This window comes from Algoriphagus marinus, from assembly GCF_001936475.1.
Classification (GTDB): domain Bacteria; phylum Bacteroidota; class Bacteroidia; order Cytophagales; family Cyclobacteriaceae; genus Algoriphagus; species Algoriphagus marinus.
This window is the reverse complement of sequence record NZ_MSPQ01000001.1, coordinates 1-11,362: the sequence shown is the minus strand read 5'-3', so window position 1 is coordinate 11,362 and position 11,362 is coordinate 1. Positions and strand designations below refer to the sequence as shown.

Below are 11,362 nucleotides of genomic sequence, written 5' to 3'. Positions count from 1 at the left end.
AAAAGTAGAGTAGGCATAGTTTAACGAACATTAAAATTAGAAGATCATGGGAATGTTTTGGGATTTAATTCAGCAAAGTGAAATTGAGGAGCAAAAAGACAAGGCTGTTTCGCTGGAACAACGCGTCCTTTATTTGGAAGAAGAGCTTGAAAAAACCAAGACCCTCCTTTTAAAGACCTTACACATTCTGGAGGAGCGAAGTGGAAAGGATATTGATGGGGACGGGGTAGTGGGCTGAATCAGATTTTTCTATTTCAGGGCCTTTTCGCATGACTCAATAATTGATAGAAAATGACCTATTTGAAAGCGGTCGGATTCATTCCCAAATGTTGACGGAAAGATTCAAAACTGGTATGGAAAAAGATGTCTATGACTCCATGCGGCTGGATTACGATGAGGTATTGTCTGATGCAATGAGCTATCAATTATTAAATGGTGGGTTAACTTATATTTCCTGCAATGCGCGCCAGTTAGAGCTTTATGAGCAAATCAGGGAAGAAGTGATGATTCTTATCGAGTTATTGGAACCTAAATGCTTGGTGAAATGAATAGAGGTTTTTGAAAAACCCTATATTCTGTAAGCTTCTAGGCTGATATATGGCCGCTGCCAACTCTTTGCTTTTTAAAATCTATTAAAATCATTGTTCCATTACTTACATCCTGGGACAATTTTCCATCAATCTGACGGGTTAGCAAATCCACCAATTGAGAGCCAAAGCCAGTACCATTAGCTTTTGTATCCAAAGATTTTCCCACTCCATTATCACCGATTTTAAGTTGAAAATTGTTTTCACTCAATTCTCTGATACTTAACTCAATGTTCCCTTTTTCACCTTTAGGGAAAGCGTATTTCAATGAATTGGTGAGCAGCTCATTTACAATCAAGCCTAAAGGCATTGCTGTATCAACATCCAATTCAAATTCATTCATTTCAATAGTTACTTTTATTCGTTCAGTTTCATTGTAGGAGTCCAAAATATTAATGCAGAGGTTTTCGAAATAATTTTTCATTTCGATAAAAGCCAAATGCTCGCCTTGATAAAGTTTTTGGTGCAAAATACCCATGGATTGTACCCTGTTTTGGCTGGCTAACATGACCTTCTGCATATTGGGGTCGTCTATTTTGGCAGACTGCAGGGCGAGCAAGCTCGATACTACTTCCAGATTATTTTTTACACGGTGATGTATTTCCTTAAGCAATAATACATTTTCATTATTCTTTGATGAAAGCTCGTTTTTGGTCCTAGTCAAATCACTGATCGTGGCATTAAGTTGGTGTGTTCGTTCTCCAACTTCTTGCTCCATAGCGATAAAGAGTCTACCATACTGATTGGTGATATATATATAAATACCTAATGGGTAACTGATATATAATAATATGAGGTCTAAGTAATATAAAGATGTGCTTAGAGCAATGATATCGGCATTAATCATTCTATTGACTAATAGAAAAACTGAAGTTCCTATCGCTCCAAACGCAACATAGCGTGCCCCAATATTTTTTTCCTTGAGGGCTATTCGCATGATGATAACCATAAGAATAATGACCCCAAGTATGATGGTAGCATCAAAAAGAATGAAATTGAAAATATTTATAAAATAATTGCCAGTTCTTAAGAGCGCCAACCATACCAGGTGCTTGGTCCAATAGTATTTTTTTATTTTAAAAAGAGAACTTAAAGAATAAGGTAAAAAGCCATACCCCAAACCAAAAGCAGTGGAATTTAGAATCCCACTTATAATTGGATTGGAAAAACCGTTGAGATCTACAAACAAAAGTATATGAGCACAAATAGCGGCACATAAAAACAGGAAGGTGATCAGTGTAATCACTAGGTTACTTTTCTCTTTCCTAAATTTGAAATAGAGTAGAACATGTAGTAGCAACAAAATAGAAAGCAATACTACTATTACTGACAGCGTAGCAAGGCTGTTTGCATACCGGCGATCGGAAAATTTAGCTCGGACTTCCGAAGAAAAGCCAATGTTAAATCCAAGATTTTCAGAAAAGTACCTAAATGTCTGAAAGTTTTTTTTTGCCTGATGGTTTGAAAATCTAATGGCCAATGTATGCACCTCTTTTGCCATAATTTTCATTGGCCGGTCCCCATCATAGTCGGGACTGTAGGTTTTTTCCAGTTTGCTGTCCGGTGAAAAATTTCCGTAGGTAGTTACGAGCTTTCCGTCTAAATAAATTTCCGCTGCCCCCCAAGAATAGAAATATAGTCTTTGAATACTTTCAATTGTGCTTGGGTCGGCAGTAAAAGAAATTCTCCACCAGCCATAGCCCTTCCACAAGCTATCTGGCATCTGGTATGCTTTTAAACCAATAGGGTCTAAGGTATACCAACCTGCATCATCAAAGTTAGGATTGGCCCATTCCAGATTATCGCCAGGTTGATACCTCCAGCTGTTTTGGAATTTTAATTCAAGTAAACCTTCTTTAAATAAGCTTGCGTCTAAATGTGGCTTTTGAGCTTGAGCATAGGAATTTGATGTTCCAATACAGAATAAAAGGAAGACAGAAAGGGAAAAGTAAAGTATTTTTAGTAAAACTAATTTCAGGTGAATTGGGCGTCTATCCAACATTATCCAAACATAAATTTAATTTTTGAGATTAGGTATGTGTAGAAGCCCTTTTGCTATTATATACTATGATTATACGCTTTCTTACCAGTAACTTGATTTAACGACCTAAAAGCTCAGGCGAAGTCCAGTTTTGGCAAACTTCGGTCTTCGGTCATCGGTCTTCCAACCAAAAAGCTAAATGATATTTCCATATTGGTGTAATTACGTATATACATATTATATTAATTTGATGCTCAAGTAGTTCCTCATAGGGCCAATTTTACTTCTAAATCTTCATCCGAAAAGTAATTCCATTAAATTGGGAAGCTATAAGCAAATTTCATCCAAAGCTGTCTAAAGAGACTCACCTGGATTAGTGATTTTTATGAATATCAGCTTTAAGGCATTTAAGCGATAATTCTCAAAAATGAAAAAAGTAAGTTGGTCTGCCGAGCCTGAGGATTTAGGAATTTAAGAGTCTTTATTTTAAGTTGAGGATAGGGAATTGCGGACACACACCTAATGCATAGAATACTAATAAAAGAGACTTATAGGAGTTTTTGTATAGTTGGGAAAAATAGGGTGAAAATAGGGTGATATCAGGAGGTTTTGCACCAATCAAAATCTTGATGATGTGAACGATTGATAAATGATTTTGAAATAGAAATAAACAAGGAAAAATCTTAAGCTTAGCATCCGGACTTGACCAGGAATTAAGCAGAACTAACTCAAATGATCTCACTTTTTAGAAAAATCCGCCAAAAGCTTCTCTCCCAAAACAAGGTTACTAGATACTTGGTCTACGCACTTGGTGAGATTTTGCTGGTAACGATTGGGATTCTGATTGCTTTGCAGATCAACACCTGGAATTCAGAACGTCAGGAAAATCAGGAAGAAATAGAAACACTGAAGGCCTTAAGAGTCGATTTCCTCCAAAGTAAAGACAATGTGGAAAGAACGATTTTTAATCAGTCTCGCGTAGTCAATTTCAATTCCAAACTTCTGAAAGCCTTAATAGAGGAGGACATAAGTCTGCATCCTGACACCTTGGGCATGTACATCTATCGCGGAGCATTGTCTTATTGGAAAGTTGAACCTACTAATGGTACTTATGATGCCTTAATCAGTTCTGGCAAAACAAGCTTACTCAAAAACTCCCAATTCAATCGCCTTTTGGCTGAATATGCTGCCCAATTGAAGTTTGGATTTGAGGATGAGGATGAAAGTATTGATCTGACCACTATTTTGGTTGAAAAAGGGGCTGTCTTTTCACCTATTTTAGGAAATGAAATGCTTAAAGAGTTTCAATTAATCGATACAGAAAAGTCTTATCCTGCATCCGAATTAAATCAGGCTAAGTCAAAGCTGATGGAGGATGAATCCTTTCAAGGAGTTTTAGTGAAAAAAGCCATTCTGGAAATCAATCGCCTTGATTACCATCAAAGCATTTTAAGCAAATTAAATGTACTCTTAGAATTGATTGATCAGGAACTTGACCTCAAAGACAAATCCTAATGCTGACATTTTTCAGGAAAATCCGCCAAAAACTCCTCTCCCAAAACAAAGTCACCCGATACTTGGTCTACGCACTTGGTGAAATCGTCCTAGTGGTAATCGGTATTTTGTTGGCCTTGCAGATCAATACCTGGAATCAAAATCGACTGGATCGGAAGCAAGAGCAGCAACTCTTGGCCCAACTGGAAATTGAGTACAACAAAAATTTGGAGCAATTAAACAGCAAGATTTTTATCCGAAAAGAAATGTTAAAATCCTGCCTCATTTTATTGAATTACCGAAAACTAGAATCGGATAAAATAGATGTGGACAGTTTGAATTTTAATTTATCCAGAATGGTCACCAGACCCACTTTTAATCCAATGTTAGGTGTGACAACTGAGCTCAGTAATTCAGGAAAATTGTACCTCGTTCAGAATGCAGACCTGAGAAAAGAGTTGACATCCTTTGAGGGCTTTTTGGGAGATTTAATTGAGGAAGAACAAGTTATTTTTAATTATTCTGAAAATGTGATTCGGCCTTTTTTTTCGGAGCATTACCAGGTAGGAGGAGTAATTTCACAGTTTCTACAGGATGAAGATTTTATGGCTATATACTCTTTGGGTGACACAAATAAGGAAATCCCTATAAATGAACTTTTTCCGCCTGCGGATTTTAAACCCTTATTGTACCACCCTGATTTAGAAGACCACATTGCCTTAATGATCTCTAATACTGTCTATACCAATCAGCAGTCAGAAGGAGTAAAAGAAAAGATTGAATTAATTCTATCCTTAATAAAATCTGAACTTAAGTAAGATGATCTCATTATTCAGGAAAATCCGCCAGAAGCTACTTCATGAGAATAAGTTGGGAAACTATCTCAAATACGGAATTGGTGAAATCATACTTGTAGTGATCGGAATTTTACTGGCGCTCCAAATCAATAATTGGAATGAGGCCAATAAAAATACAAAACGGGAGGAGGCCTTTCTTTTTAACCTTCAACAGGACTTAAGATCTGACTCATTGCACTTGAAGGAAATAAAAGAAACGTTACGGTTGGCTGTCGTCTACAAGAGAGTTTTTGAAAATCAAATGAAAGGGCTGTCCACGGATCCAGATTCGCTAAATGCCCATTTTTTAAAACAATATAATATCCTGCTAGACTTTGTCCCTAATTCCACAACGGTAGACGAACTGTCAAATAATGGACTTAACCTCATTTCAAACCCATCGATGCGAAGGCAAATCGTCACGCTCTACAACGACTATGATGAATTGATTCTAAAACTCAGAATTGGGCAGGAAAAAGGACGATTGATAGTTGATTATGTCAGTCAAAAAGTAATAAATATCAACAGCCCTACCGCAGATGAAATCCGGGATTTATTGAAAGACAACTTTTATGTAAATCAAACCCATATGAACTTTCTAGGAACTCAATTGACAGCTGTGAATCAAGCGTTTCAGCAATGTGAAGAAACCCTTTTAATGATTCAAAAAGAGTTGGATCATGATTAGTTTATTCCGAAAAATCCGCCAAAAGCTCCTTCAGCAAAACCGAGTCACCAGATATTTGATCTATGCTATGGGAGAGATTCTATTGGTAGTCATCGGTATCTTAATCGCTTTGCAAGTCAATAATTGGAATGAGATAAGGAAACAACGTCAAGTCGAACTGAAATACTTTGTTAATCTGAAAAATGATCTGAATGCAGATTCTGAACGCTTGGACTTTTTGGTCGAAGTAGCAAAAGGCAAGATGACTGCTGCCAGAAAGGTTAAACGAAAAGCTGATCTTGACTCCGTAGGCTCCCTTTATGATTTTTCGAACGAGATGTTGACGCTTATATTTTCAGAAGAATTTCGCCCAAATGAGAATACTTACGAAGAAATGAAAAGCTCAGGCAATTTCAGTCTGATTCAAAATGACTCGCTCAAACTTCAATTGATGACTTTGAAAAAGACCTACATTGAAATAGAAGCCCTTCAAGAGCATTTGAGGTATGATTTTAATCTTTTTCTGGAGGATTATGAGCAGTATGTTGACTGGGGGAAATATTATAACCTTCCCAAATCCAACATCTCAAAATCAGAATTTGTATTTGACTCCGCATACATCGAAAGTCATCGAGAACTGATGGAAATGGAGATTCGGGAACTCTACCGAAACAAAGTCTTTCTTAACAATATTTTTCTTCTTGAAATAAATTACGGCTACTGTCTAGATATTCTCCAAAACACCAAGGTACAAATCAGTGAAATCATCGAAATTTTAAATCAAGAACTAGTTGTAAAATAATACCATGATCTCATTTTTCAGAAAAATCCGCCAAAAACTTTTAATTCAAAACCGGTTGACTAAATACATAGCCTATGCGCTGGGTGAGATAGCCTTGGTCATGATTGGAATTCTCTTGGCACTCCAGGTGAATAACTGGAACGAAAACCGTAAGGCCCAGATATTTGAAAGGGAGATTCTGTATTTGATTGATCAAAATCTCTCACGGGATTCGGTCTTGATTTCCATAGAACTTCAGAATGCTATACTGTCGAATCAAATCACGGATTCGATTTTAAATCAAGTTGAACTCGGTATTTATGATGAGCAATTGAATATCTGGATGGGAAAAGTGATCAAGTTCGAACGCTTTAAATCCCAAACCAGCGGGTTCGAGGTGTTGAAATCCAAGGGAATTGATCTCCTTTCGGACAAGCAACTCCAAGTTGATTTGATCAATTATTATGATGTGATATTGTTTCGGGTCTATCAGTCCATCTTGGATGTGGAAGACTCCTTCAATGTGGATTGGATTCCTGTGGTAAAAAGTGAGTTTAATGACTTTGATTATGAAGATCGGCTAGAGCCTCGAAATCCGAAGGAATTTTTTGAAAACCCAAGCCATATTGTTCTTTTTAAGATATTTCAAGATAATCGTCAAGGGTCAATAGGTAGAATGGAAACTGCCCTAAAAGAATTAACCGGCTTGAAATCTCAACTTAAAGGTCAGCTAGAATGATTTCATTATTTAGGAAAATCCGCCAAAAGCTCCTCCAAGAAAATAAAGTCACACGCTATTTGATCTATGCGCTTGGAGAAATCATCTTGGTAGTAATCGGGAATCCGAGAACCTTATAAAAAAAAGGTCTAAGTCCGAAGACTTGAACCAGTCTGTTAGTTATTTGGTACTCCTAACTGAAGCCAGAGTTCCTCTGTTGTTAAAACTCATTTAATTTCCTCCTGACCCGAATAAATCCCCGGGATTCCAAACTGGCTTCTTTGGAATCTGGGCAATTGAATAGCTAATCAAGAAATTCAGCTGTACGTAAGTTTTGGCAGCAGCAAAATTGAAAATTCCATCCATACCATCAACTGATTGATGATATTACCCTTGTCTCCTAGATTAGTGTCCTAACCACCTACCTCTCTTCTTATTCTTAAAACGAAAAATTCACCTTCAGCAAAAGCTGCCTAGGTCGTAATGGCAGTTCTTGAACTCCTAATATAAAGCTGCTCGAAAAATAACTTCTATAGACATCCGCATCCAAAATATTACTACAAATAATGCTGAAATCCATTCTTGATTTAGGAGGTGTAAATCGATAACTAAAATCCAAAAATCTACTACGCTGAGGAGAATTGCTATCCTTAATTTCATTTGAAACGTACTCAAAATCAGCTCTAAATAAATGATTTTCAATTGGAAACACATCGAGACCCATAGCTGTACTTACTTGCCTAATTCGTGCTATCCCACTTTGATTACTCTCCGAATTAATCAGATTAAGACTCGTCTTTAAATCAAATCCAATGTAATTTTTTGGTTTGATCGCTATTTCAAAGTAAGATGTATTGATTCTATTGGAATATTCCAGAAGTACGTCATTGGTTACTTGAGGAAAATCTTGAAACTGAATCGTATTGCTGACAGTCAGGGTAGTATAGAGATTACTCAAATACTTACTCCCTCGTAAACTCAAAGCTCGTCGAATAGTCTCATTTTCAAAATCCACCAATGACCTAGCTGATCCACCAAAATCAGCCAATGAATACTGAGCAATTACATTTTCCAAGGTTTTAGAATAGGAAGTACTCAAGTCAAAAAACAATCCATTTACTGGATTCTTATAATTCAATCCATAATTAACCCTTGACCTAACAGACTCAGGAAGACTACTGCCATTCACATCTATATTCCGAAAGCTCGTTACTATAAGATTGGGAAAAAAATCTTCACCAGTTCCAAACTCATTTGTTTTCGCAAATGATATAGAAGTTGAAATCTTACCACTAATCTGGTACCTCGCATTAAGGGAGGGTTCTAGATATACTCTTAAAAAACTGGATGATTGCCTTGTAGAAAGACTATTCCGGTCTAGGTATGCAACATAAAATGGTAGATCAGCTTTTAACTGAAAGCCACCCTTCTTGTACTCAACCGAATTTTTGACAAAAGTTGAAAGATTTGTAAAATCCGTACTATTCCTATTCACTGCCAACAATTGATCGTTAGCAAGAGAATCAATCGATAAGTTACTACCCAGCTTATCCATCAATGCACTTACCCCAATAGAAGATTGGATAGTTATTGCATTTCTTGTTTTGAATGTCAGCCCAATGGAATTAGTTGTGAAGAATCTCTGGAAATCGATGGATTGCACGAGGAAATCGTACGACTGGCCTGCATGGCCGATACCATCATTTGCCGAAGGAATTAGATTTAACTCTTGCTGTGTCTTCTGAAAAGAAACAGTTGACCGAACATCAAAGAGCCTATTTTTTATGGGAGTTAGCAGCTTCAACTTATTTTCAATTCGAAGCATAGGCATGGATGCCGTCTCGTTGATCGGGGTTTGATTAAAAAACACATTGCCGTCAACTTCATTTTTGACAACTGCAAAAGATGTCGTGTTATCAAAATAATTACGCTTTGTGTTTCTATTCCAGTTCAATCCTCCCGATAGTTTTCTCCTAATATGCTCCAGCCTAGTATTTTCCACAAAGGAAATTGTATCAGCATCGGGCAAAAAATAAGAAGTAAAACTATTTTTCTCTTGAAGTAAACTCTCTTGGTGAAAATCTATATTTAGCCTAAACTCAGTTTCCTTACCGTTCTTAGACAGCACATTTGCAGATCCAAGCATACTTTCATTAAATCTTGCTCTTTCCTTTGGTAAGCCCGACATCTCCAGCCCTGGAAATGTAAACCACTCTTTTATTGCTCTGGTATTCAACAAATCCAGTAGGGCATCTAACGTCAGATTTCTCTGTTGATCTTCTAAATTCTCCCCAACATTATTCCCCTGAACAGTAAATAAAGCTTGAAAGTCTTCTCTAAAGACCATAGGAGAAAGCTTAGCATCCAAAAGAAAAGGGCTACCTCCTACACCCGCATATCCGGTTCCAATCCAAGTGTTTTTACGTTTTAGATTGATGTTTAATGCAGCTCTATCAGAAAACACCAAGGAATCCAGAACTTTGATAGGTTGATGGTTTTCCAATAGATCCACGGATTCGATTGCGTCTATCGGTAGATTGTTATTTGCCAGATTATATCTTCCCTGTAATAAATCTAACCCTTCAATATAAAACTTGACCAAGGGCCTCCCTTGATATTGAATCATCCCGTTACTCATAACTTCTATTCCAGGAAGTCGCTTCAACACATCACTCAGAACTCGATCATTCACTGTAGTAAACCCACTTATATCATACGAAATGGTATCATTTCTTTGAGTTACAGGGTTCTTAATACCTTCAACAGTGAATTCTTTGAGGTCTAGCGAGGAACTTGTTACTTCAATGACAACTGGTATTCCATTAGGAGAAAGGACTACTTGTTTCTTTTGGATGGTCATTGAGTTAATTGTCAAAAAAACACTATCCAATTCCGAGTTGAACTCTATCTCAAATTGCCCGAATTGATTGGTAAAGCCAAATGCAATTGTGGTTGAATCCAGTGGATTTTTGACCAGTATATTTACTCCAAACACAGGAGTTTTTTTGGAGTCTTCAATGATTTTACCTCGAACTATGGACTGAGAAAAGCAGAACGCTGTTGACAGCAAAAAAATCAAACCCAAGCATACTACCTTCATTTATCCACCACCAGTTCCAATGGATTATTTGATTTATCATAACGTTCTTGAACCATCCTAATAGACTCATCAGAAGCAGAACCAGCAGGCTTTCCAAGTAGCGCCTTCCGAACATCTTTGTACAATGCCTTTTTTGTCAAAAAAAACTGGTTTTTGGATAGCGCAATTGTCTTTGGAAGTACTCGTTCGTCCATTTCTACAGCAGTATTTTGGATTCCTACCAATTCAAAGCTGTATTGACTCTGTGTATCCTTCACTTCTAATATGAGTCCCGGAAGTCCATTAAAAACATACGGACCGTCACTCATTGGAATTTCCTCTGTAAACCATGCAATAAAATTACGGCCTGCATAGGCTATGGAAGCTTTTTGACATTTAAAACCTAAAACATCTTTGAATTCCTTTTCGATTTTCCACCCATTCATTTTGAGGGGCTGAGAATACACATAGTTGTCAAAAAAGAGATTCTGGTAAAAAGTAATTTGCTCATCCTTCCATGATTTATGAATTCTATACTTGTAGCTAGGCTTTTTCATAGATATTACTGTATTCAATATAGCATCCATATTTACCTCCTTCGGATTATTACTTTTGGAGGAAGCAGCAGTTTGAAAAGAATCCAATTGGTATCCATAGTAGCTCTCAAAAACACTGTTGTTATCTCCTGCCCACAAAACCATATAATCAGTTCCTTTAATAGTTATATTTGTTGAATCAGGCGTAAACGTCGCAGAATAAAAAAAGGCTTGATTGCTTGTTTGTCCATACACGTGTATGAAAGAAAGCAATGCAATAACAAAAGAAAATACAGAAAGATTTTTCATTTTTTTGTTTTGAGTTTTAAGATTAAAAAAAAGGGAGGAATCCCTCCCTTTTTATACTTCGCTTACTTTTATGGGGCAATCGTTGGGCCACAATGGAATTCTTCCCAATTAATGATATCAGCAACGATTTCCTCAGTGGTACAACCCGAGGCGACAGCAGGAGGTCCGCAACTAGTATCGAAGGAAACGAAAACAATATCCTCTGGATCACATCCACTTGTTCTAGTTTCCATGTTTTTAGAAACGGAAGTTTCGGCGGCTGCAAATCCTGAAATTAGAAAGCAACCTAAAATTAGTTTTTTCATAATAATTTTGTTTAGGTAAATGGATAAGAAAAAATAGCGGCGGCCCCCTTGCTATCTGATTATGAGTTG

At 37.0% G+C, this 11,362-nt stretch carries 13 protein-coding genes; 8 read left to right on the top strand and 5 right to left on the bottom strand.

Translation table 11 applies throughout. From position 1 onward, the window contains the following. Positions 1-52: 52 nt before the first annotated feature. Positions 53-238 (top strand): hypothetical protein, encoded by a 186-nt coding sequence (locus BVC88_RS00060; protein WP_217694733.1) that lies wholly within the window; start codon positions 53-55, stop codon positions 236-238. Positions 239-326: 88 nt separating this feature from the next. Beyond that, positions 327-548 carry a hypothetical protein gene (locus BVC88_RS00055; RefSeq protein WP_075348606.1) on the top strand — a complete coding sequence of 74 codons (222 nt, stop codon included), beginning with the start codon at positions 327-329 and terminating at the stop codon, positions 546-548. Between the two features lie 37 nt (positions 549-585). Here BVC88_RS00055 and BVC88_RS00050 read toward each other — a convergent pair whose 3' ends face one another. Then, complete coding sequence (locus BVC88_RS00050; protein ID WP_075348605.1) at positions 586-2,589, bottom strand: histidine kinase dimerization/phosphoacceptor domain -containing protein; 2,004 nt, start codon at positions 2,587-2,589, stop codon at positions 586-588. 711 nt (positions 2,590-3,300) lie between these two features. Between BVC88_RS00050 and BVC88_RS00040 the strand changes: the two genes are divergently transcribed. Genes BVC88_RS00040 through BVC88_RS21645 form a run of 6 tightly spaced genes read left to right on the top strand, consistent with a single transcriptional unit; the run spans position 3,301 to position 7,204 of the window. Continuing rightward, positions 3,301-4,083 (top strand): DUF6090 family protein, encoded by a 783-nt coding sequence (locus tag BVC88_RS00040; protein ID WP_075348603.1) that lies wholly within the window; start codon positions 3,301-3,303, stop codon positions 4,081-4,083. Then, positions 4,083-4,880: a DUF6090 family protein gene (locus BVC88_RS00035; protein ID WP_075348602.1), complete on the top strand. Its 798-nt coding sequence runs from the start codon at positions 4,083-4,085 to the stop codon at positions 4,878-4,880. Before BVC88_RS00040 ends, BVC88_RS00035 begins: the two co-directional genes overlap by 1 nt. Before the next feature lies 1 nt (position 4,881). Then, the gene (locus tag BVC88_RS00030; protein ID WP_075348601.1) at positions 4,882-5,586 is read left to right on the top strand and encodes a DUF6090 family protein; all 705 of its coding nucleotides are present in this window, start codon (positions 4,882-4,884) and stop codon (positions 5,584-5,586) included. Then, on the top strand, positions 5,579-6,367 hold the full coding sequence (locus tag BVC88_RS00025; RefSeq protein ID WP_075348600.1) for a DUF6090 family protein: 789 nt from the start codon (positions 5,579-5,581) through the stop codon (positions 6,365-6,367). Before BVC88_RS00030 ends, BVC88_RS00025 begins: the two co-directional genes overlap by 8 nt. Before the next feature lie 4 nt (positions 6,368-6,371). Next, entirely contained in the window at positions 6,372-7,085 is a 714-nt protein-coding gene (locus BVC88_RS00020) for a hypothetical protein (protein ID WP_075348599.1), read from the top strand. After that, positions 7,082-7,204, top strand: coding sequence for a hypothetical protein (locus tag BVC88_RS21645; RefSeq protein ID WP_262481231.1), 123 nt, complete (start codon positions 7,082-7,084; stop codon positions 7,202-7,204). Before BVC88_RS00020 ends, BVC88_RS21645 begins: the two co-directional genes overlap by 4 nt. 91 nt (positions 7,205-7,295) lie before the next feature. On the opposite strand, the gene BVC88_RS21640 is transcribed toward BVC88_RS21645, so the two are convergent. The 4 genes from BVC88_RS21640 to BVC88_RS00005 all read right to left on the bottom strand — a co-directional run bounded on the left by BVC88_RS21640 (position 7,296) and on the right by BVC88_RS00005 (position 11,293). Next, positions 7,296-7,430 (bottom strand): hypothetical protein, encoded by a 135-nt coding sequence (locus BVC88_RS21640; RefSeq protein WP_262481230.1) that lies wholly within the window; start codon positions 7,428-7,430, stop codon positions 7,296-7,298. Between the two features lie 73 nt (positions 7,431-7,503). Next, positions 7,504-10,164, bottom strand: coding sequence for a peptidase associated/transthyretin-like domain-containing protein (locus BVC88_RS00015; RefSeq protein ID WP_075348598.1), 2,661 nt, complete (start codon positions 10,162-10,164; stop codon positions 7,504-7,506). After that, positions 10,161-10,988: a GLPGLI family protein gene (locus BVC88_RS00010; RefSeq protein ID WP_075348597.1), complete on the bottom strand. Its 828-nt coding sequence runs from the start codon at positions 10,986-10,988 to the stop codon at positions 10,161-10,163. Before BVC88_RS00010 ends, BVC88_RS00015 begins: the two co-directional genes overlap by 4 nt. A 68-nt stretch (positions 10,989-11,056) precedes the next feature. Then, complete coding sequence (locus BVC88_RS00005) at positions 11,057-11,293, bottom strand: hypothetical protein (protein WP_075348596.1); 237 nt, start codon at positions 11,291-11,293, stop codon at positions 11,057-11,059. Between the last annotated feature and the right edge of the window lie 69 nt (positions 11,294-11,362).